22 protein-coding genes and 1 riboswitch are annotated in these 21801 nt (G+C 61.6%); of the genes, 14 read left to right on the plus strand and 8 right to left on the minus strand.

The genetic code is table 11. From position 1 onward, the window contains the following. Positions 1-9: 9 nt before the first annotated feature. The 3 genes from ABJO61_RS08340 to ABJO61_RS08350 are packed head-to-tail and all read left to right on the plus strand — an operon-like array spanning position 10 to position 3317. Positions 10-1320, plus strand: a complete 1311-nt coding sequence (locus tag ABJO61_RS08340; RefSeq protein ID WP_348325671.1) for a 3-deoxy-D-manno-octulosonic acid transferase — start codon at positions 10-12, stop codon at positions 1318-1320. After that, positions 1313-2341 carry a tetraacyldisaccharide 4'-kinase gene (lpxK, locus tag ABJO61_RS08345; protein ID WP_348325669.1) on the plus strand — a complete coding sequence of 343 codons (1029 nt, stop codon included), beginning with the start codon at positions 1313-1315 and terminating at the stop codon, positions 2339-2341. The genes ABJO61_RS08340 and lpxK overlap by 8 nt, the downstream gene beginning before the upstream one ends. Positions 2342-2387: 46 nt before the next feature. Continuing rightward, the gene (locus ABJO61_RS08350) at positions 2388-3317 is read left to right on the plus strand and encodes a lysophospholipid acyltransferase family protein (RefSeq protein ID WP_348325667.1); all 930 of its coding nucleotides are present in this window, start codon (positions 2388-2390) and stop codon (positions 3315-3317) included. Here ABJO61_RS08350 and ABJO61_RS08355 read toward each other — a convergent pair. The 3 genes from ABJO61_RS08355 to xseA are packed head-to-tail and all read right to left on the minus strand — an operon-like array spanning position 3314 to position 5857. After that, the gene (locus tag ABJO61_RS08355; protein ID WP_348325665.1) at positions 3314-4138 is read right to left on the minus strand and encodes a M23 family metallopeptidase; all 825 of its coding nucleotides are present in this window, start codon (positions 4136-4138) and stop codon (positions 3314-3316) included. The genes ABJO61_RS08350 and ABJO61_RS08355 overlap by 4 nt on opposite strands. Then, complete coding sequence (locus ABJO61_RS08360; protein WP_348325663.1) at positions 4138-4356, minus strand: DUF2093 domain-containing protein; 219 nt, start codon at positions 4354-4356, stop codon at positions 4138-4140. The genes ABJO61_RS08355 and ABJO61_RS08360 overlap by 1 nt, the downstream gene beginning before the upstream one ends. 46 nt (positions 4357-4402) lie before the next feature. Continuing rightward, the gene (xseA, locus tag ABJO61_RS08365) at positions 4403-5857 is read right to left on the minus strand and encodes an exodeoxyribonuclease VII large subunit (RefSeq protein WP_348325661.1); all 1455 of its coding nucleotides are present in this window, start codon (positions 5855-5857) and stop codon (positions 4403-4405) included. Positions 5858-5982: 125 nt separating this feature from the next. Here xseA and purD point away from each other — a divergent pair, with 125 nt between their 5' ends. The 3 genes from purD (at position 5983) to ABJO61_RS08380 (ending at position 9141) form a co-directional block, all read left to right on the plus strand. Then, positions 5983-7266 carry a phosphoribosylamine--glycine ligase gene (gene purD / locus ABJO61_RS08370; RefSeq protein WP_348325659.1) on the plus strand — a complete coding sequence of 428 codons (1284 nt, stop codon included), beginning with the start codon at positions 5983-5985 and terminating at the stop codon, positions 7264-7266. 288 nt (positions 7267-7554) lie between these two features. Further along, entirely contained in the window at positions 7555-8646 is a 1092-nt protein-coding gene (locus ABJO61_RS08375; RefSeq protein WP_348325657.1) for a phosphotransferase, read from the plus strand. Positions 8647-8691: 45 nt separating this feature from the next. Continuing rightward, entirely contained in the window at positions 8692-9141 is a 450-nt protein-coding gene (locus ABJO61_RS08380) for a GNAT family N-acetyltransferase (RefSeq protein WP_348325655.1), read from the plus strand. Positions 9142-9213: 72 nt separating this feature from the next. Here ABJO61_RS08380 and ABJO61_RS08385 read toward each other — a convergent pair whose 3' ends face one another. After that, positions 9214-10371 (minus strand): ATP-dependent 6-phosphofructokinase, encoded by a 1158-nt coding sequence (locus ABJO61_RS08385; protein WP_348325653.1) that lies wholly within the window; start codon positions 10369-10371, stop codon positions 9214-9216. A 334-nt stretch (positions 10372-10705) separates the two neighbouring features. After that, positions 10706-11851, minus strand: a complete 1146-nt coding sequence (locus ABJO61_RS08390) for a DSD1 family PLP-dependent enzyme (RefSeq protein ID WP_348325651.1) — start codon at positions 11849-11851, stop codon at positions 10706-10708. Positions 11852-12005: 154 nt separating this feature from the next. On the opposite strand from ABJO61_RS08390, the gene ABJO61_RS08395 reads away from it, so the two are divergent. Both ABJO61_RS08395 and ABJO61_RS08400 read left to right on the plus strand, forming a co-directional pair. Next, positions 12006-12239, plus strand: coding sequence for a hypothetical protein (locus ABJO61_RS08395; protein ID WP_348325649.1), 234 nt, complete (start codon positions 12006-12008; stop codon positions 12237-12239). 24 nt (positions 12240-12263) lie between these two features. Further along, positions 12264-12878, plus strand: coding sequence for a TetR/AcrR family transcriptional regulator (locus tag ABJO61_RS08400; RefSeq protein WP_348325647.1), 615 nt, complete (start codon positions 12264-12266; stop codon positions 12876-12878). Here ABJO61_RS08400 and aat read toward each other — a convergent pair. Then, positions 12875-13744, minus strand: a complete 870-nt coding sequence (aat, locus tag ABJO61_RS08405; protein ID WP_348325645.1) for a leucyl/phenylalanyl-tRNA--protein transferase — start codon at positions 13742-13744, stop codon at positions 12875-12877. The two genes, ABJO61_RS08400 and aat, sit on opposite strands and share 4 nt — an antisense overlap. Positions 13745-13818: 74 nt before the next feature. On the opposite strand from aat, the gene ABJO61_RS08410 reads away from it, so the two are divergent. The 6 genes from ABJO61_RS08410 (at position 13819) to glyA (ending at position 20243) form a co-directional block, all read left to right on the plus strand. Continuing rightward, the gene (locus ABJO61_RS08410) at positions 13819-14553 is read left to right on the plus strand and encodes a hypothetical protein (protein ID WP_348325643.1); all 735 of its coding nucleotides are present in this window, start codon (positions 13819-13821) and stop codon (positions 14551-14553) included. A gap of 149 nt (positions 14554-14702) precedes the next feature. Next, complete coding sequence (gene groES / locus ABJO61_RS08415) at positions 14703-15020, plus strand: co-chaperone GroES (RefSeq protein ID WP_348325641.1); 318 nt, start codon at positions 14703-14705, stop codon at positions 15018-15020. Between the two features lie 89 nt (positions 15021-15109). Continuing rightward, positions 15110-16768, plus strand: a complete 1659-nt coding sequence (gene groL, locus ABJO61_RS08420) for a chaperonin GroEL (protein ID WP_348330948.1) — start codon at positions 15110-15112, stop codon at positions 16766-16768. Positions 16769-17122: 354 nt separating this feature from the next. After that, positions 17123-17434 (plus strand): hypothetical protein, encoded by a 312-nt coding sequence (locus ABJO61_RS08425; protein WP_348325637.1) that lies wholly within the window; start codon positions 17123-17125, stop codon positions 17432-17434. Between the two features lie 171 nt (positions 17435-17605). Then, a complete protein-coding gene (locus ABJO61_RS08430) occupies positions 17606-18787 on the plus strand; it encodes an acyl-CoA dehydrogenase family protein (protein WP_348325635.1) in 1182 nt (393 codons plus the stop codon). Between the two features lie 58 nt (positions 18788-18845). Beyond that, positions 18846-18933, plus strand: a riboswitch (ZMP/ZTP riboswitch). Between the two features lie 47 nt (positions 18934-18980). After that, positions 18981-20243, plus strand: coding sequence for a serine hydroxymethyltransferase (gene glyA / locus ABJO61_RS08435; protein WP_348325633.1), 1263 nt, complete (start codon positions 18981-18983; stop codon positions 20241-20243). Positions 20244-20246: 3 nt separating this feature from the next. Here the strand turns inward: glyA and ABJO61_RS08440 are convergent, their stop codons facing one another. Next, positions 20247-21044, minus strand: a complete 798-nt coding sequence (locus tag ABJO61_RS08440; RefSeq protein ID WP_348325631.1) for a DUF72 domain-containing protein — start codon at positions 21042-21044, stop codon at positions 20247-20249. Between the two features lie 96 nt (positions 21045-21140). Beyond that, the gene (locus ABJO61_RS08445) at positions 21141-21761 is read right to left on the minus strand and encodes a TetR/AcrR family transcriptional regulator (RefSeq protein WP_348325629.1); all 621 of its coding nucleotides are present in this window, start codon (positions 21759-21761) and stop codon (positions 21141-21143) included. Positions 21762-21801: the final 40 nt, after the last annotated feature.

Here is a 21801-nt window from a genome sequence, read left to right on the forward strand (position 1 = left end):
TTGTCCGGCATGACGGGAAAAGCGCCATCCCTCGGTCTCTTCTTCTATCGGACGATGACGCGCGCGGTTTCGCCGCTTGTGCCGCTTCTGCTGCGCCGCCGCGAAGCGCGCGGCAAGGAAGACACGGCGCGCCTCGGCGAACGTCTCGGTGTGGCCTCCCGTCCGCGCCCCGATGGTCCCCTTGTCTGGCTGCATGGTGCAAGCGTCGGCGAATCGCTTTCCATTCTGCCGCTCGTCACGCGCCTTCTTGCCGCTCGTCCGGGGCTGCACGTCCTTGTCACCACCGGCACCGTCACCTCCGCAAAGCTCATGGCGGAGCGCCTGCCCGAAGGTGCCGTTCATCAATATGTGCCGCTCGATCATCCTGACTACTGCGCGCGTTTCATCGATCACTGGCGCCCCGATCTCGCGATCTGGATCGAATCCGAATTCTGGCCGAATCTCATCGCCGCCACGGACAGGCACGGTGTGCCGCTCGCTCTCGTCAATGCGCGCATCACCGCGCGGTCGGCACATAACTGGCGTCATGCCCCCGCCTTCATCGCCGATCTTCTCTCGCGCTTTCGCCTCATCATGGCGCAGGATCGCGCCTCGGCCGCGCGGCTTCGCGAGCTTGGCGCGGCGGAGGTTCTGGAGCCCGGCAATCTGAAGCACGATGCGCCTGCGCTTTCCGTCGATAAGGCAGAGCTTGCGCGCCTTCGCGCCATGACCGCCGGGCGAACGATCTGGGTCGCCACCAATACGCATGAGGGCGAAGAGCGCGCGGCGGGCGAAGCGCATACCCTTCTTGCCGCGTCGCATCCCGGCCTCCTCACCATCGTCGTGCCGCGCCACCCCGCTCGCGGACAAGCCATCGGGCAAGAACTCACCGCGACCGGCCTCAGCGTCGCCCGGCGCGCAACCGGCGATACCATCACGCCAGCCACGCAGATCTATCTTGCCGATACGCTCGGCGAAGTCGGCCTCTTCTATTCGCTGACAGATCTCGTCTTTATCGGCGGCACATTCGGCGATACAGGCGGACATAACCCTTTCGAGGCCGCGCGCTTCGGCTGCGCTCTTCTCGCAGGCCCTTCCGATTTCAATTTTGCCGAAGCATTCCCCGCCTTCGAGGAAGCGGGCGCCATGTTGCGCGTTGCCAATGCGGCCTCTCTCGCTGCGGCCGCCGCTCGCCTTCTCGCCAGCGAGAGTGAACGCAGGCGCATGGGTGCTGCGGCACAGCGGATCGCCAGCGGCGACAGCGGCGCAACGGAGCGCACACTCGACGCCTTGCTCGCGCTTCTGCCCGCGCCTGAAGCGAGGAGCGCAAACCATGCGTGAACCCCGCTTCTGGTATCCCGCAAAGCGCGGGTCTGTCCCGCTCGCCGCCAGGCTTCTTTCGCCTCTGGGCAGTCTCTACGGCCTTGCCGGACGCCTGCGTCTTGCGAGGACGAAGCCGGAAAGGGCTGCCATTCCGGTCATCTGCATCGGCAATGTCACCGTGGGGGGCGCTGGCAAGACGCCGCTCGCTCTCACCATTGCCGAGCGCCTTGTCGCGCGCGGCGAGAAGGTTCATTTCCTGACGCGCGGTTATGGCGGGCGCGAGGCGGGTCCGATCCGTGTCGATCCTGCTCACCACGGGGCGGAAGATGTCGGGGACGAGCCGCTGCTTCTCGCCGCCGTCGCACCTGTCTGGGTTGCTGCGAACCGGCCCGAGGGCGCCGCTGCCGCCATTCGCGGGGGCGCCGGCATCATCGTCATGGATGACGGCTTGCAGAACCCCTCCCTCACCAAGGATTTCTCGATCCTCGTCGTCGACGCCGCGAGCGGCCTCGGCAATGGCCGTCTCATGCCTGCGGGGCCCCTGCGCGAAAAAGCCGACAACGCCCTCACGCGCACCAATGCGCTGATCCTCACGGGGCGGGGTCATGCGGGCGATGGCGTCGCCGCGCGGGCTCGGGCTCGCGGTATTCCGGTTTTCAATTCCATCGTGCGCCCCGCTTCCCTGCCCGCGTTTGACGAGGGGCCGCATCTCGCTTTCGCAGGCATCGGCAAACCCGAAAAGTTCTTCCGTACCCTGCGTGAACTGGGCGTCGAACTCGCGGACACCGTTTCATTTCCGGACCATCATGTCTTCCGCGAGAAGGATGCGCTCGGCCTTCTCGTCAAGGCGCGCGAACTCGGTGCGCAGCTCATCACCACCGAGAAGGATGCAGCGCGGCTCACACATGCCCCTGCGGCCAGTGCCCGCGCGCGGCTCGCGGCGGCGGCGCGCGTCCTGCCGGTGCGTGCTCTTGTCGGCGACATCGATGCGCTCATGGCGCAGATAATGGATGCCGTGGTTCGCGCCAGACGGCGCTGAAGCTGCTATAAGTTTTTGTCACAAAAACAAGAATCGGCCAGGGCGCATGGCTCGCAAAGGCAAGTTCCTATATCTGCTCGAATATGCCGCACTGAAGGCGACGCTCGCGTTTTTCGGCTCGATGAATATCGACCGCGCTTCGGATACCGGCGGCTGGCTCGGCAGCCGCATCGGCCCGCGCCTGCCCTTCAGCAACAGGGCGCGCGACAATATTGCCCGCGCCATGCCCGAGCTGACGGCTGAAGAGCGCGAGCGCATCGTCACCGGCATGTGGGACAATCTCGGCCGCACCATTGCCGAATACGCGCATCTGCCCGTTTTCGCGCGTCCCGAGGAGCGCCACCGTTTCGATGTCGTCCATGCGGAGGCGTTGCGCGCGCTGGCGGCGTCGGGCAATGGCGGCATTTTCGTTTCGGGTCATTTCGCGAATTGGGAAATCCTGCCCGTCGTCATGCAGTTCGAGGGGCTCGCGGGCGGCGAGGTCTATCGCCATGCGAACAATCCTTACGTGAACGAATGGATGATCGCGTTGCGCGAACGCGTGACACAGGCGGTACAGGTGCCGAAGGGCGCGCCCGGCGCGCGCACGCTGGTGAAGCTGCTGCGCGAGGACAAGTTCATCGCCATGCTCACCGACCAGAAAATGAATGACGGCGTCGAGGCGAAACTTTTCGGCCTTCGCGCCATGACGACGCCCGCGCCCGCGGGCCTCGCGGTGCGCTACAATGTACCCATCGTTCCGGCCTGGCTTGAGCGCGTGAAGGGCGCAACCTTTCGCGTCACCGTCTACGATCCGATCACGCCGCGTCCCGGTGCCGATCCCGTCGAGGACATCATGCGCATCACGCAGGAACTCAACGACTTCCTCGAAGCGCGCATCCGCGAACGGCCGCATGAATGGCTGTGGCTGCATAACCGCTGGACGAAACAGAAGAAGACGCGGCGCGGGCGGCTTGCGCGCCAGACGAAAAACTAGCCGCCGTCCTTCGGCATAGGCCCCGCAAGCAGTTGCGGGTCGAGATAGGCGCCGCGCCAGTACATGCCCCAATGGAGATGCGGGCCTGTCGCGCGGCCCGTACCGCCGACCGCACCGATCACATCGCCCTGCTTCACCACATCGCCGGTTTTCACATCGAGGCGGCTCATATGCATGATGAGCGTCGTCACGCCCTGCCCGTGATCGAGGAAAACGAGCCCGCCTTCGAAATACATGTCGGCATCGGCGAGCGTCACCACGCCGCCGGCCGGTGCCTGGATCGGCGTTCCCGTCGTCGCGGCCACATCGACACCGTAATGCGGGCGGCGCGGCTCGCCATTGTAATAGCGCTGCGAACCGAAGACGCCCGATATCGTGCCTGTCACCGGCCAGAGGAAGCTTTGCGTGAACCAGCTTCCTTCCGCGCGGGTCTTGCGCGCTTCCGTCTTCAGCTTCGTGCCACGCGCAATCGCCGCCATGGCTTCAGGCGGCGGCGAGACATATTTCTGCGGCACGCCTTCGACGCGCTGGATCTGCCACTTGCGCTTCGCAATGGCGAGTGTGCGTTCCTCCACCGTGCCGTCGGGATAGACGACGCGCAGCTTCGCGTCCGTTTCGTGGTCGCGGTCGAAGCCCATGGCGAAGGTGCCGTCCCCGTCCACATCGAGCATCATGCCGTCGAGCGAGGCCTTGGCGCCCGGCACCGCATGGCCGATCGCGAGGCCGCCCTGCGTCATGCCGCCGGACAGTTCGAGCCGCGCATCGGCCAGTGCCGGAACGGCAAGGAAAAGAAAACCTGCGAGAAGTCCCAAAACCCGCATCAACCGGCGAGCCCCTTTTCGCGCATCCGCTTCAGCGAGGCATCGGGCGTCGCATAGGCCTCCTGCAGGTCGACATTCCAGTAGCGCAGCTCGTCGAGCGGAATATGCACGCCCGTCACCGCGCAGGTCACATAGGCGCCCGGCCGCACGACGTGATACTCCCCGTCGCCATAGACGAGTTCCGCCTCGCCGCCGCCCATCTTGTCGATCCTGTTCATACGCATAACCTCTTTTCGCGCACTCTAGCCTCTCGCACGGCTTCAATCAAAGCAGGCTGCCCTGCTTGCCGCCATCCTTCTTCGGTGCCGGTTTCTTCGGCTGTGATTTTGGCGCACCGCCTGGCGCCACCACCGCGCCGAGGCGGCCATCGGCGAATTCGATTTCGAGCGCGGCACCCGCCGCCTGCCCCGCCGCCGCGCGCACCGGGCGTCCTTGCGCATCGCGGACCACGGCGTAGCCGCGCTTCAGCACACCCTGATAGGAGTAGCTTTCGAGGAGCTTGCCCGCGCCGTCGAGCCTGCGCCCGAGATCGCCGAGATGGCGCGTCTCCGCCTGCTTCGCGCGCGTCGCCATTTCGGCGTTACGCTTGCGGGCCTCCGCAATCTGCCGCCGGATCGGCGCGAGCGAGGGCGCACCGGCCTTGTGCAATTCGCCCCGCTTCACCGTCGTCACGCGCGACAGTGCCCCGCGCAGCCGGTCAGCCGCATTGTCGAAACGCTGGCGCGGCAGCGCCACCAGATCGCCGAGCTTCGGCAATCCGCGCGCAAGGCCCGCAAGCCCCGTCCGCGCGCTTTCGACGAGCCGCGTCTCCGCCCGCATCAGCCGCGTCGCCCGGTCCCGCAGATCGGCAATGAGATCGGCGCGCACCGGCACCGCCATTTCGGCCGCCGCCGTCGGCGTCGGCGCGCGGCGGTCGGAGGCGAAGTCGATCAGCGTCGTGTCCGTCTCGTGGCCCACCGCCGAGATCAGCGGGATCTCGCTTTCCGCTGCCGCGCGCACCACCACCTCCTCGTTGAAGGACCAGAGATCCTCGATGGAGCCGCCCCCGCGCGCCACGATCAGCACATCCGGTCTCGGCATCGCCCCGCCCGGCGTCATCGCGTTGAAGCCGCGAATGGCGGCGGCGACCTCGGCCGCGCTCGTCTCGCCCTGCACACGCACCGGCCAGACGAGAACGCGGCGCGGAAAGCGGTCCTGTAACCTGTGGAGAATGTCGCGAATCACGGCGCCTGTCGGGCTCGTCACCACGCCGATCACTTCCGGCAGATAGGGCAGCGCGCGCTTCCGCTCCGGCGCAAACAGGCCTTCGGCGCCGAGCTTCTTGCGCCGCTCCTCCAGCAGCGCCATCAGCGCGCCCACGCCGGCCGGCTCCAGATGCTCGATCACGATCTGGTATTTGGAGCTGCCCGGATAGGTCGTGAGCTTGCCCGTCGCGATCACTTCCATGCCCTCTTCGGGCTTGAAGCGCAGCTTGCTGAAGGCGCCCCGCCAGATCACGGCGTCCATGCGCGCCTTGTCGTCCTTCAGGCCGAAATAGCAATGGCCGGAAGAATGCGGCCCGCGATAGCCCGTCACCTCGCCGCGCACGCGCACATGGCCAAACGTGTCCTCCACGGTTCGCTTCAGCGCGAAGGAAATCTCGCTTACGGAGAATTCATGCGCATTATTCGTCGCGGCGGGGTTCGCGGCAGTGCCGGGGCCGGTTTCCGGAGGGGTCATCTGTCTCTTTTCTGGCTCTGTCGGGCAGGGTCAGCCCCGGTTTGCCGGAGCGGACCCCCATGTTACAAGGGAGCCCTTCTCGCCCCAACCCTTTCGCACCGGAAGCTCAGGAAACGGCAACCCGAATGAATATTCTCGTCATCGGCTCTGGCGGCCGCGAGCACGCGCTGTGCTGGGCCATCGCCAAAAGCCCGGAATGCGGCACTCTTTATTGCGCGCCCGGCAATGGCGGCATCGCGGAAGTGGCGGAATGCATCGCCCTCTCCGCCCATGATTTCGACGCCATTGTGAACTTCGTCCGCGAAAAGGATATCGGCTTCGTCGTGGTCGGCCCTGAAGACCCGCTGGTGAAGGGTCTTGTCGACCGGCTGGACGCCGAGGGCATCGCGAGCTTCGGCCCCACCGCCAAAGCCGCCCTTCTCGAAGGCTCCAAGGGCTTCACCAAGGATCTCTGCGCCGAATACGACATACCGACGGCTGCTTATGGCCGCTTTTCGGATGCCGCCGCCGCCAAGGCTTTCATTGCCGCGCATGGCGTTCCCATCGTCGTCAAGGCGGACGGGCTCGCCGCCGGCAAGGGCGTCATCATCGCCCTGACGATGCCGGAGGCCGAAACCGCCATCGACGCCATTTTCGGCGGCCGCTTCGGCGAGGCGGGAGCGGAAGTCGTTGTCGAGGAATTTCTCGAAGGCGAGGAGGCCAGCTTCTTCGCGCTTTGCGACGGCACCCATGTCCGTCCCCTCGTCGCCGCGCAGGATCACAAGCGCGTCTTCGACAATGACGAAGGCCCGAACACGGGCGGCATGGGCGCCTATTCGCCCGCGCCGGTCCTCACGCCCGAACTCACCGCGCAGGTGATGAAGGAGATCATCGAGCCCACCGTCCGCGCCATGCGCGACAAGGGTACGCCCTACAAGGGTGTCCTTTATGCGGGCCTCATGATCACGAAATCCGGTCCGCAGCTCATCGAATATAATGCGCGCTTCGGCGACCCGGAGACACAGGTGCTGATGATGCGGCTTGCCTCCGACGTTCTGCCGGTGCTGCGCGCCTGCCATGATGGCACGCTCGACAAGGCCGAGATAAGCTGGAAGGACGAGGTCGCGCTCACCGTCGTCATGGCCGCTGCCGGTTATCCGGGCGACTACCGCAAGAACACCGAGATCAAGGGCCTGAAGCAGGCGGGTGCGCTCGATAATGTGCAGATTTTCCACGCCGGCACGAAGGCCGAAGCAGGCCGCATCTATGCAACGGGCGGGCGTGTGCTGAACGTCACGGCCACCGGCGCCACGACAGCGCAGGCGCAGGCGCGCGCTTACGAAGCCATTGCGAAGATCGACTGGCCGGAAGGCTTCTGCCGCCGCGACATCGGCTACCGCGCTATCGAGCGCGAAACGCAGAGTGCGTGAGGACGGCTTCGAGATGACGATGGAGATGCACCAGCCAACAGCCCTTTCTTCCCACCCTCCCCTTGAGGGAGGGTCAGAAAATTCAAGCGAAGCGCAGAATTTTATGGGGCGGGGGCGCGGCGACGGCTTCAATGAAATTGCCATCGATCAAATGACTGACGCTCCGCAACCCCTCCCCAAACCGCTTGCAGCGGTTTGACCCTCCCTCAAGGGGAGGGTGGGAAGGAAAAACCCGCGGAAACAACAAAATACGTACACAGAATAATCGACACGGGGAGTGAAACAAAAATGAGCGAAGAAGCCAGCAGGCAGGAGCAGTTTTCCGGCACCAAGGAAGTCGCCGAAAGCCACAAGTTCGACGAGAAGCGCCTTGAAGATTACATGGCCGCTCATGTGGAGGGCTTTCAGGGCCCGCTCACCGTCCAGCAGTTCAAGGGCGGTCAGTCGAACCCGACCTACCAGCTCATCACGCCATCGAAGAAATATGTCCTTCGCCGCAAGCCGCCGGGGAAGCTCCTTCCCTCCGCGCATGCCGTCGACCGCGAATACAAGGTCATCACGGCGCTGCATGGCGAAGGCTTTCCCGCGCCGCGCACCTATTGCCTCTGCGAGGATGACAGCGTCATCGGCACCATGTTCTACATCATGGACATGGTCGAGGGCCGCGTGCTCTGGGAGCCGCTCCTTCCCGCGCAGGACAAGGAAACACGCTGGAAAATCTACTCATCGCTCAACGAGACGCTCGCGCGGCTCCACATGGTCGATTACGAAAAGATCGGCCTCAGCGATTTCGGCAAGCCCGGCAATTATTTCGCACGCCAGATCTCGCGCTGGACGAAGCAATATGTCGCCTCCGAGACGGAAACCATCCCGGAGATGAACAAGCTCATGGAATGGCTGCCGGAAAACATTCCGCAGGAAGACTCCAACTCCATCGTCCATGGCGACTATCGCCTCGACAACACCGTCCTTCATCCGACAGAACCGAAAGTGATCGCCGTTCTCGACTGGGAGCTGTCGACGCTCGGCCACCCGCTCGGCGACTTCACTTACAGTCTGATGCAGTGGGTCATGCCCGGTCAGGGCACCGGCGGCGGCACCGGCTCGATCCGCACATCGGACCTCAAGTCACTCGGCATCCCGACGCTGGAGGAATACATCCAGATGTACTGTGAACGGACGAACCGTCCGAACGGAATCGAAAATCTCGATTTTTATTTTTCATATAATTTCTTCCGTCTTGCCGGTATCCTGCAGGGAATCGCGGGGCGGGTGAGGGACGGAACGGCATCCAGTGAACATGCGAAGCAGATGGCGGCGAATGTCCGTCCGCTCGCGGAGGAAGCCTGGGTCTATGCTCAACGTGCGGGGGCCAAATAAGGGGCGGTCCCGGAAACAACAAGAATATGGTTAACGAGTGAGCGTATGAGTTCTTCCGAGATTTCCTCCTGGAGCCGTCACGGTTTCGAGATCAATACCGACCAGTCCCGCCTCGACAAGGAATCGATTCTGAAAATGCTGGGCGCCACCTATTGGGCGCGCGACGTCTCTCCTGAGCATCTCTGGACGAGCATCGAGAACTCGCGGTCCTACGGGCTTTATTCGCCCGATGGCGAACAGGCGGGTTTCGGCCGCATGGTCACCGATATCACGCGCTTCGCGTGGATGAGCGATGTTTACATCCTGCCCGTCCATCGCGGCAACGCGCTCGGCAAGTGGCTCGTCGAGACGATGGTGAGCGATCCGGCGCTCAGTTCCGTCACCCGCATCATGCTGTCGACCAATGACGCCCATTCGCTCTATCACCGCTTCGGTTTCACCGTTATCGGCGGTGACGACGAGGAAGGCCGCCAGACCATGCAGTTGAAGCGGTAGGGCGCGAGGCAGACCTCTCCTCCCACCCTCCCCTTGGGGAGGGTGGGATGCACGTTTCTCGATGCAGAAACGTCAATACAGATACATCGGCATGCCGAGCACCTTCGCCACGCGCGGGCGGTAGGTCTCGACATCGTAGAAGGCGCTGACGTCGACGCGCTTCCTGCCCGTGACGCAGGTGTCGGCGGGCACGGTCGTGTAATTGCCGTCGCGCACCGCCGTCATGAAGCCGGTTCGTCCTTCGGCAATTTCCTGTACGGCCAGTGTGCCGAACCCCTTGGCGACCATCTGGTCGAGCGAGTCCGGCGCGCCCGCGCGCATGAGATAGCCGAGCGACTGCGTAATCGTGTTGACGCCCGTAAGCCGCGTCAGTTCCTCGCCGATCATCTCGCCAATGCCGCCGAGGCGCTTGCGGCCGGACTCGTCCGTCTGCTCATGCGTCAGCACCTTGCCGCCTTCCATTTTCGCGCCTTCGGACACGACGATCATCGCGTAGCGCGCCGGATTTTCAAGCCGGTCGGCGGCTGCAAGTTTGGCAAGCTTCTCCACGTCAAAAGGCACCTCGGCGATCACGGCGCGGTCCACATCGGCGAGATAGCTCGCGATCAGCGCCGTCTCGCCCGAGTGCCGTCCGAAAAGCTCCACCACCGCAATGCGTTCATGGCTGCCCGTCGAGGTCCGCAGCGCATTGATATAGTCGACCGAGCGCGTCACCGCGGTTGAAAAGCCGATGCAGTAATCGGTGCCGAAAACATCATTGTCCATCGTCTTCGGAATCGAGACGACCTTCACCACACCATGCCGGTGCAGATGCGCGCTATAGGAAAGCGTGCCGTCGCCGCCGATCGTCAGCATCACGTCGATGCCGAGATGATTCAACACGCGCTCCACATGCGGCGTGCAATCCACTGTTCCGTCATCGGCCGCAGCGAAGCGGCCTTTCAGAAAATCTGGAAGCTGATCTTCCTTCATCGCTTTCGGGTTCACGCGCGAGGTGTGCAGCACCGTGCCGCCCTTGCGGTCGATGGTTCGCACGGCCTCATGGTCAAGGCGCATCAGATGCCCCTCGCCCGCTTCCGGGTTGTCGGGATCGAAATGCAGCGGCCCTGCCCAGCCGCGCCGAAAGCCGAGCACTTCCCATCCATGCTCTATGGCGCGTCGCGTCACCGCCTTGATGCAGGGGTTGAGGCCCGGCACATCGCCGCCGCCTGTCAGGATTCCGATCCGCATTCAGCACTCCACTTCCTGTTCGCTTCGCCTTCCACCTTAACAGCTAGGGATGTGCGAGACGAAGGCAAGCGAACCTTTCCTCAAGCCGCAGCAGAAGCGGGGATTACCTGTTTTTGGGCCAAAACCGGGTACAAGTTTCCCGGGGACGGCAAGCGCCCCTTTCGCGTAGACGGGAAAAGCACCCTTCCCGTCTCCCCGGCGAGTACACATCTCGTCACCCGCAACCGCTCATGAATAGAGGACGGGGGATAAACCGGCCCTTTGTGACGTTCTCGTTACGTTTTGATGACGGTCGGGCGTTTTCAGGGCGTTTTATCCCCGTATAGCCTGCCGCTCAGGCGCTTTTTCCGCGCGCCTCGATCGGCCAGATATCGACCAGCCGGTCCTCCTTCACGACGTAGTAATTGTCGTAAAGATTGACCGTCGGATCGCAATGCGGTGTCACAGCCGTCAGTACACTGCCTAATGGCAGCCGCGCGCCATCCGGCAGCAATATGCCGCCCTGCTCGTCACCAAAAAAGAAGAAGCTCGCCCCTTCAGGCGCCCCGGAGAAAAGAACGGGCGGTTCCGCGTCTGTGGAGAACGACTTGAAGCCCGCATCGGTCGTGGCGAGATTTTTCGTGTTGTTCGACACGACCGACATCTGCACGAAGAGCGACGTCTCGAAGGGAAAGCTCGCGCCATTGCCGAGCGCGACGTCATTATATTGCTTGTCCATGAAGATGTAGGAACCGCCTTGCAGCTCCGTCAGCACCTTCGCTTCGGGGTCGATGTTATAACTGCCCGTGCCGCCGCCGGAGACGATATCGCAGCACATGCCTTTTGCTTTCAGCACGTCGCGCTGTTCGCCGAGCATCTTCATCGCGGCGAGCGACTTCTCGCGCCGTTCCGCGAAATCATGAATATGCATCAGGTGTCCGGCATAGGCCTGCAACCCGCGCAGTTCGAGAAACTCCGCGGCGTCGATCAGTTCCGCAAGCTCCGTCGCGTCCCCACCGGGGCGGATGCCCGTGCGGTGCAAACCCACATCGAGGTCGACCAGCACCTTCAATATACGGCCCGCTTCCGAGGTCGCGGCGGCGAGCGTGCGGACGTTTTCCGGGTTGTCGATGACAACCATAAGCTCCGGGATTTTTGTGTTGAGCGCCATCAGCCGCTCGATGCCCTGGGCCGTCACGACGGGCGATGTCACAAGGATGCTTTCAATGCCGCCTTCGGCCATCGCTTCCGCTTCGCCGAGCTTGGCGCAGCAGACCCCGAGCGCGCCGGCTGCGATCTGCGCTTTCGCGATGGTCACGGACTTGTGCGTTTTCGCATGCGGCCTTATTCCGAGGCCGTTCACCTTGCAGTGTTCGGCCATGCGCGCCACGTTTCGCTCGAAGGCGTCGAGATCGAGCACCAGTGCCGGGGTGGGGATCGTGGCCCTCGATCCGGGCAATCCGATTGCCGCTTTCGCTGCTTTTACCGCTTCCGTCGTCATGTCTTCCCCCGATCAAAATTCATGCGGGCGCATCCTACATCCATGTGCGATATGCACAAATGCCGCGGCAGGGGCGCTTTTGCATGGCTTGAAAACCTGAGCGGCAAAAGTGCTAGACTGCGATGAAATGCAGGGCTTCCGGGGGGAGGGAACAATGGGATCGATTACGATATCGGGTATGCTGGTGCTGGCAGCGCTTTCAACGGGCAATCCTGAACTGGAAATGAGCAGAAAGCCGGACTATCAGCAATACGCACAGGCAAGCTGCTCGTTGACGAACCAGCAGCGCACAGGCGCACGAAAGATATGCTATTACACCTGTGGCAAGACGGTGCGCACGCTCGTTGTGCCCGCCATCAAGACATGCCCTTTCACGATCCGAAACTAGAAACCGGACGCAGACGATAGAGAGATGTCAAAAGCACAGGACAGCGCCGCCCTCCAGAAGACGGCCGGAGCGGCGGACAAGCGCGAAGTGATTCTCACTTCCGCGCTCGATCTCTTCCGCCACTACGGCTATCGCCGCACCTCGATGGAAGACATCGCGCGCGCCGCCGCTGTCGCCAAGGGCACGCTCTATCTCTACTTCAAGAGCAAGGATGAGCTTTTCGAGGCCATCTGCCATTCGCTCGCGGAGCAGGTCGGTGAGGGCGTGACGCGCGCCGAGGCGCTCGACCTTCCGCTGGAAGCGAAGCTCACCGCACTCATGGAAGCGAAACTTGGCTTCGTCTATCGCTGGATATTGTCGAGCCCCCATGCAGCCGAACTCGTCGACAGTGGCTCACGCTTTTCCAAAGATGTCTTTGGCGAGGTTCACGACCGGTTCTACAGCGCCGTACGGCGCCTCGTTCGGGAGGGCGTCGAGGCGGGCGAACTCGACCCGGCCTCCCTTGGCCTTACGGATGACGCTGCTGCGGACGCTCTCATAGCGGCAGCCTGCGGAGCGGAGAAGGCGCCTGACGAGGAAACCTTCCGTACACAGCTAACGGCCATCATCCGCATGACCTTGCGCGGCCTTCGCGCCTAGACTTCTGCCTCCGGCTTCCATCCCGCCACGTCGAGTTCCGGGTCGACTTCCCAGCGGCCGGGCGGATGTCTGTCATTCTCATGTTCGCGTACAATCCGGTCGAATTCCGCTCTGGGAATCTCGCGCATGCCGAGAGCTGCGAGGTGACCCGTCATGTCCTTGCCGTCATTGAGTCTGTAGCCCCAATGCTGCAAGTGGCGGTTCAACGTGACAAAAGCGATTTTCGAGGTATCGCGCTTGCCTGCAAATTGCGATTCCGTGAAAAAGACGCCCCCGCAGGCCACACCATAAAGGCCGCCCGCGAGCACGCCTTCATCATCGTCCCAGACCTCTACCGAATGTGCGTGTCCCATCTCGTGGAGCTTCGCATAGGCCTCCATGAAACGTGGGCTGATCCAGGTCAGAGCGTAGCGCCCCGCGCGCGGCTCGGCGCAGCCACGCATCACCTCCCGAAAGGCCGTGTCGAAGGTTACGCGGTATTTGCCTTGCCGGAGGAGACGCCGGAGATTTTTCTCGATGCGGCTTTCTTCGAGAAAGAGAACCGCGCGCCTTGAGGGCGCCCACCATTTTACGGGCCCTACATGACACCAGGGGAAGATGGCGCGCCGATAGGCGGCCATCAGCCGTTCGGGTGTCATGGGTCCCCCGATATCGACAAGCCCGTCGGGGGCAGCGAGAGCCTCCTCGGGCTCTCTCAGGAACTGTGTGCGAGGTACACGACGAAACAGCCGCTCGATCAGCAGCCGCGCAAAGCCGAACGGGTGCAGCAACCGCGATGGCCGGACCGCATAGGCAAGCGCCATCGCAAGATGCCGTGCACCGTTCACCGCCTGGCTGTCATGCTTGATATCGGCTGAGAGAGCCATCGAAGTCCCTTGGTCTCCATCTTGCTTCGGAGAGAACAGATCGTTCCGTGAGTGTCACAATGGGGGACTAAGAAATGGTTGAGCTTGCGGCTGGCGGGGCGCTTCCATCTCGGGAAAAAGAGGTTTTTCGCCTGAACCCTTGGCGCATGTCGGCCTGGCTCTGGCTTGCCTCGCTGCTGGTAATCTTTCTCGGGCTGTTTCGGGAATGGTATGTAACGGCGTTCGGATTCGAGACAGTCGCGAAAGATCTGCGGCACCTCGCATTCAATGCAGAGTATTGCCTGCCCGCCTGGTACAGCTCGCTGATGCTTGTCTTTTCTGCCGCTCTCCTGGCCGTCACCGCCCTTTCGGCGAGGAGACGTGGCGAGCGCAGCCTTTTCCATTGGGCCTTGCTTGTGCCCATTTTCGTGGGCTTGTCGGTCGACGAGGCAACAGGTGTCCATGAAGTCCTGATCGAACCGCTGCGCAGCGGGCTCGCCCTCGACGGTTTCCTGCACTTCGGCTGGGTGATCCCGGGGGCGGTCGTGGTGGCAATGCTCGGGCTCTTTTATCTCCCCTTCCTCCTCGCTCTTCCCTCTCGGACGCGTCTCATGTTCTTCGGTGCCGGCCTTCTCTATGTTGGCGGTGCACTCGGCATGGAGATCGTCGGCGGAAAACTCCTCACCCTCTATGGCGAAGAGAGCTTCCCCTATCAGCTTGCCTATTGCGTTGAAGAGATCATGGAAATTCTTGGTGCTACGCTCTTTGCGGCGAGCCTTCTGGGGCATCTCAAGCGCCGGTTTGGCGGGGCTGTTCTCGCTCTCTCCTGAGCTTTAGGACCTGCCGGTGCTTGACAGTCCGCCCTGCAACACCTATCTCTCGCGCAGGTATTGGCACTCGCTCTCTGTGAGTGCTAACAGCCTCAAAATTCTCAATAAATTTCCGCAACTTAGCGGTTGGGACACAGGAGAAGCCAGAGATGAAGTTCCGTCCTCTGCATGACCGCGTCGTAGTGCGCCGGGTCGAGGAAGAAGCCAAGACCGCCGGCGGCATTATCATTCCGGATACGGCTCAGGAAAAGCCCTCGCAGGGCGAAGTCGTTGCGGTGGGCCCGGGTGCCCGCGGCGATGATGGCAAGGTTATCGCGCCAGACGTCAAGACCGGCGACCGCGTGATCTTCGGCAAATGGTCCGGCACCGAGGTCAAGATCGACGGCCAGGATCTGCTGATCATGAAAGAGAGCGACATCATGGGTGTGCTCGAAGGTGGTGCCAAGAAGAAGGCAGCTGCCGAATAAGGCTCGCAACCGGATAACGGCCGCGGGCTTTTTTTGCGAGCCCCTGCGGCCTTCATTCCGTTTCAAAAATTCAGAAGGATCAGAAGAACATGGCTAAGGAAGTCAAATTTGGCCGCAGCGCGCGCGAGAAGATGCTTCACGGCGTCGATATTCTTGCCGATGCGGTGAAGGTGACGCTCGGTCCGAAGGGCCGCAATGTCGTCATCGACAAGGCGTTCGGTGCACCGCGCACCACGAAAGACGGCGTGACGGTCGCCAAGGAGATCGAACTCGAAGACAAGTTCGAAAACATGGGCGCCCAGATGGTCAAGGAAGTTGCTTCCAAGACCAACGACACGGCGGGTGACGGCACGACGACCGCGACCGTTCTGACGCAGGCGATCGTTCGCGAAGGCGCAAAGTCGGTTGCCGCCGGCATGAACCCGATGGACCTTAAGCGCGGCATCGAAATCGCCGTGCGTGCGGCCGTCGAGGACATCACCAAGCGCTCGAAGAAGGTCAAGTCGAACGACGAAGTCGCGCAGGTCGGCACGATTTCGGCCAACGGCGAAAAGGAAATCGGCGCCATGATCGCCCAGGCGATGGCGAAGGTTGGCAATGAAGGCGTGATCACGGTCGAGGAAGCCAAGTCGCTCGAAACCGAACTCGATGTCGTCGAAGGCATGCAGTTCGACCGCGGCTATCTCTCCCCCTACTTCATCACCAATGCCGACAAGATGGTGGCCGAGCTCGAAGAGCCGCTCATCCTGCTTCACGAAAAGAAGCTGACGAGCCTGCAGCCGATGCTTCCGGTTCTCGAAGCCGTGGTGCAGTCGGGCCGTCCGCTGCTCATCATTGCAGAAGACATCGAAGGCGAAGCCCTCGCCACGCTCGTGGTCAACAAGCTCCGCGGCGGCCTCAAGGTCGCGGCCGTGAAGGCACCGGGCTTCGGCGATCGCCGCAAGGCCATGCTCGAAGATCTTGCGATCCTCACGGGCGGTCAGGTCATCTCCGAAGACCTCGGCATCAAGCTCGAAACGGTTACGCTCGACATGCTCGGCAAGGCCAAGCGCGTCACGATCACGAAAGACGACACCACGATCGTCGACGGCTCGGGCAAGAAGAAGGACATCGAAGCTCGCGTCAGCCAGATCAAGCGGCAGATCGAGGAAACGACGTCCGACTACGACAAGGAGAAGCTGCAGGAACGCCTCGCGAAGCTCGCTGGCGGCGTTGCGGTGATCAAGGTCGGCGGTGCCACCGAAGTCGAGGTGAAGGAACGCAAGGACCGCGTCGACGACGCGCTCAACGCGACCCGCGCGGCGGTCGAGGAAGGCATCGTTCCCGGTGGTGGCACGGCTCTCCTGATGGCGTCCAAGGCCGTCGGCAAGGTTCTCGACGATAACCGCGATATCCAGGCGGGTATCAGCATCGTCAAGAAGGCGCTCGAAGCTCCGATCCGCCAGATCGTCGAGAATGCCGGTGTCGAAGGCTCCATCGTCGTGCAGAAGGTTCTCGAGTCGAAGCAGGCCAATTACGGCTTCGACGCGCAGAAGGAAGAATATTGCGACCTCGTGGCCGCCGGCATCATCGACCCGACCAAGGTCGTGCGCACGGCGCTTCAGGACGCGGCTTCCATCGCCGGCCTCCTCATCACCACCGAAGCCATGATTGCCGACAAGCCGAAGGCTGAAGGCAATGGCGGCGGCGGCGGCGGTATGCCGGGCGGCATGGGCGGAATGGGTGGTATGGGCGGCATGGACTTCTAAGAAGTCCTGCTTTCTCCACTTCGAAATACGAAGGGCCGGTGGAAACACCGGCCCTTTTTGTGTCCCACATTATGGGTCACGCGGTCCTCGTCATGACTATCGGTTGCGCCGTCGAACAACGAAGCAAGAAGCAGAGTGATGTAAAAACACTCCGTTTATTCACTTAATCAGCCTGCAATCTTTATTTCACAATGAAATTGAATATTTATAAAATTCCTATTTTCCTTGAAAATATTTGAATTTGCCTCTCAAGTATAAACGTAAGTTGCGTTTCCATTTAGAACTAGAAACACGGGTGCTCTTTCGTTTCGGCAGGGGTGACGGAAAAAGCTGCATCACAAATCTGGAGGAAGAATGTCCGCAGCAAGTCGGTTAGCAGAGCTTGAAATGCTAGTAACAGGGATTTTTCAGACGGTCGGGACGATCCTCGACAGGCTGGTCGAAAACGGAGTGCTGGACAGACTTGAAGTAGATGCTGCGTTGCAGGCCGTGGAAGATCGCGCTTTCAACGAGCATGATGCCGAATTAAATCTCTGCAACCCGGCGCGGCAGGCCTTGGCGAGGCCCGCGCGCACCTTGCGTATCATCAATGCCCGCTCAACAAGAGGGATGGTTCTGAGTTCCAAAGAATTAAGAGCTCTCTTGCAGTTTGAGCGTGATTTCTGAGCGAAAGCATTTGAACGTGATATCGGAGGGCCGGTGGAAACACCGGCCCTCTCTTTTTGTCAATTTTCTGCGAGCTGACGTTGCGTCCGCCATAAGGGCGTTTATCGATACCGCTGACGCACCTGCTGCGACAAGCTAGAGTCCTTCGAATTAAATTTGGGAGGACGGCTAATGGATTTCACATTCTCCGAAAAAGACGAAGAGTTCCGGATGAAAGTCCGGGACTTCTTCGAGAACGAGTATCCGCGCGACATCGTGGAGAAGATGACGACCGGCGCGTCGCCCTCAAAATCCGACTACCAGAAATCTGAGCGCGCGATGGCCGCCAAAGGCTGGCTCGCCGTCAACTGGCCGAAAGTGGCGGGCGGCACGGGCTGGAGCGCCAACGAAAAATATATCTTCGACGAAGAGCTTGAGCGCGCGGGTGCGCTCAATGTGGTCCCGATGGGCCTCCTCTATGTCGGTCCGGTGATCTACACCTTCGGCACGGAGGAACAGAAGAAACGCTGGCTGCCCGGCATTCTCGACAGCACAACCTTCTGGGCGCAGGGTTATTCGGAACCGGGCTCCGGCTCCGACCTCGCCTCGCTGCAGGCGAGTGCGGTCGCGGACGGAAACGACTACATCGTCAACGGCACCAAAATCTGGACGAGCCTCGGTCAGCATGCCGACTGGATATTCTGCCTGCTGCGGACTTCCCAGGAAGAGAAGAAGCAGGAGGGCATCACTTTCCTCCTGATCGACATGAAGACGCCGGGCATCACCGTCCATCCGATCATCACTATCGACGGCAAGCATTCGCTTAATAGCGTCACCTTCGAGGATGTGCGTGTGCCGAAGGCGAACCGCATCGGCGAAGAGGGCAAGGGCTGGACCTATGCCAACTACCTTCTCGGCCATGAGCGCACGTCTTACGCACACGTCGCGGGAAAGCGGAAGCAACTTGCCAATACGCGTGCTGTCGCGCGCGAGCGAGGGCTGCTCGAAGACCCCGCCTTCGTCGAAAAGCTGACCAGCCTCGACGCACGTCTCGACGCTCTGGAGATCACCGTTCTCCGCACACTTTCTTCCGTCGCGGAAGGCGGCGCGCCGGGCAATGAATCCTCGATCCTGAAAATCATCGCGACTGAGCTCGCACAAGACATCACTGAACTCGGGATGGATGCTCAAGGGCCTTATATGCAACCTGCCTTCCCGGACTCGGTCGCCCCCGCCTGGACGGGCAATACCGCCCTGCCCGCCGACGCAGCCCCGGCGGTCGCCTCCTATCTTGGTACTCGCGCCCAATCGATCTATGGCGGGTCCAACGAGATCCAGAAGAACATCATTGCGAAGCGGATTTTAGGGTTGTGACAACATAATTGACTCCGCGCTCACCCGGCGTTCTACTCCTTTCACTTCCGGTCGCACATATCCTCCGCGCGACTGGCGATATGAGATGGGCAACCATCGGGGAGCGCGGAGACTGGTCTTTCGAGCCGATCGCCTGGGCAGCACATGAAGATGCTGGCCGGGCGTTTTTTGTTTTGGCTCGAAGGAGACTTAAATGCCGTCATCCCAGGAAAAGGCGCAGCTTGCGCAGACCGACAATGAAATCTTTCTCGCGCTCAAGGGGGAGGAAGCCCGTCAGCGCGCGGGGCTCGAACTGATCCCGTCGGAAAATTACGCCTTCCCCGAAGTGCTGACGCTTCTCGGCTCGGCCTTCACCAACAAATATTCAGAAGGTTATCCGGGGCGGCGCTATTACGGTGGGCAGGAGAACACCGACCGCATCGAAACGCTTGCCCGCGACCGTGCCAAGGCGCTCTTTCGAGCTGAGCATGCGAATGTGCAGCCGCTTTCAGGCTCCCCCATGAACCAGGCGGTTTATCTCGGCCTTTTGCAGCCTGGCGATACGATCCTCGCGATGGACCTCTCCCATGGCGGCCACCTCACGCATGGCGCACCGGTCAGCCATATGGGGCGCCTCTTCAACTTCGTGCGCTACAAGACAGACCTCACAACCGGCGCCATCGACTTCGGCCAACTCCGCGCCGTGGCGCGCCAGACGAAGCCAAAGCTCGTCGTTTGCGGCTACTCCTCCTATCCGCGCGACTACGACTATGCGGATTTCAAACGCATCGCCGACGAAGTGAACGCACTCACCATGGCGGATGTCAGCCATATCGGCGGGCTCATCGCGGCCGATGTCATGCGCAATCCGCTCGACGCCGGATTCGACGTAATGACGACTACGACACACAAGTCGCTGCGCGGTCCGCGCGGCGGCCTTATTCTTTGCAAGACAGAATTTGCAAAGAAGATCGACGCTTCGGTCTTCCCCGGCCTTCAGGGTGGTCCGCATATGAACCAGGTTGCGGCAGCAGCGGTTACCTTTCGCCTCGCTGCCTTGCCTGCCTTCCGCGACTACGCCGCCCAGGTTCTTGCAAATGCCAAGGCTTTGGCCTCTGCGCTCACGAGGCGGCAGGTCATGCTCGTTACCGGCGGCACGGACAATCACCTCATCGTTATCGATACGGTCGCAAGTTTCGGGATCGACGGCGCGGCAGCACAGGAAACGCTGGACCGCGTAGGGCTCACCACCAACAAGCAGATGATACCCGACGACCCAAACCCGCCCATGCGACCCTCCGGCCTTCGCCTTGGCACGCCCGCGCCCACCGCGCGCGGCATGGGTGAACGGGAGATGGCGGAAGTCGGAGAGATTATCGCCGAGGCGCTTGCCGCAGGCGGCAATCGCGTGGCCGAAGAAAAGCTCGCCGCCCGCACTCGCGCGCTCACCTCGCGCTTTCCGGTACCCGGCCTTTAAGCGTTACTTCAGACGGTCCGCAATCGCCATTGCCGCGAGGGGGTTGCGGGCCTTCGCCCCTGAAATCACGTAGAGAAAAACATCACTGAGGGGCCTGGACGCCTTCTTCCCCACCACCGTGTCTATCCCTGCGGGGGTCTCCCCCTTCGCCCACTCGCCGGCCCGTGTCGCCCACATATCGAGCGCCTTTTTCGAATAGCCGAGTTTTTCCTTCTCGTCCGTCCCCATAATACGGGCATAGACAAAGGGTGCTGTCACATCACCGATCTGTGTGTACTCAGCATCCGCAGCCGTCACCACCGCGACGGCGCGATCTTCTACGAGCCCGATAAACTCTTTCGTCTTGAAGCTGTCATGCCGCACCTCAACGGCATGACGAAGCGCAACACCGTCGTGGCTCTTCGGCAGGAGATCGAGAAAAGCAGCGAAGTCGTCCTGATCGAATTTCTTGGCTGGAGCAAACTGCCAGTTGATAACGCCAAGCTTCTTTTTCAGTTCCGTCACGCCGCTTGCCAGAAACTTCTCGATGGAAGGACCGGCTTCCGCCAATACGCGCCGGTTGGTCGCAAAGCGCGGGCCCTTCAGCGAAAAAACGAACCCATCCGGTGTTTCGTCATGCCATTTCGCGAAGGTCTCGGGCTTTTGCGATCCGTAATAGGTGCCGTTGACCTCGATTGTGGAGAGCTTGCTGCTCGCATATTCGAGTTCGCGCTTCTGCGTCAACCCTTCGGGATAGAAGGTGCCTCGCCAAGGTTCGAAGACCCAGCCCCCGATGCCGACACGGATTGCTGCCTTCACCATCTTGCGACCTCGTCTACACGGGGTTCCGCCGCCGGAACCGGATTGCGAGTCTATGAAGCAGTCACACGCCCGGCAAGCCGGAAGCGGACACCATGTTCAATTCCCGAGCAGGCTTTCGAGTTCGCGGTTCATGATGCAGCGATATTCCTCGATTAATCTATCGCCCTCCTGCCGGTCGACTGCGATGGCGAGACGGACGGCTGCGCCGGACAATTGCATGAGCAGGAAGGAAGCAGCTTCGAGCCGCGCATGATTGCGCCTCGGCACGAAGTTTTTCAGAGCAGCGGAAAATATCTGCGCATTCCGGCGGCTGTCCTCGATATCGAGTTCCTGCAGCGCCTTGTCAGACTGCGTACCCGACCAGATATCGCGCGTCACGGGTTCGGTCAGGAAAAGATTGTAGTAGCCGACCATGATCGCATCGATGCGCGCTATCGCATCTGCCGGGCTTTTCACGCCCTCAAGGTTCAGGCGAAGTCCATCGCGAACGCGCTCCATCACCCGCATCGCGAGAGTGCGTAGAATTGCCGGCTTATCGGGAAAATACTGGTAGAGCGAACCAATGGGCACGCCCGCGCGCTCGGCCACTTCGGTCATTCGCACAGCGTCGCTTCCGGTTTCTGCGATGAGTTCGGTTGCCGCTGTCAAAATCCGTTCCACGCGCTCACGGGCACGGGCCTGGATCGGTTGGCGGCGAATGCCGACGATATCGGTCATATGGTTCTCACACTCACTTTCCTCTTGCGCGCAAAAATAT

It is taken from the genome of Parvibaculum sp. (genome assembly GCF_039973015.1).
Taxonomy (GTDB): Bacteria; Pseudomonadota; Alphaproteobacteria; order Parvibaculales; family Parvibaculaceae; genus Parvibaculum.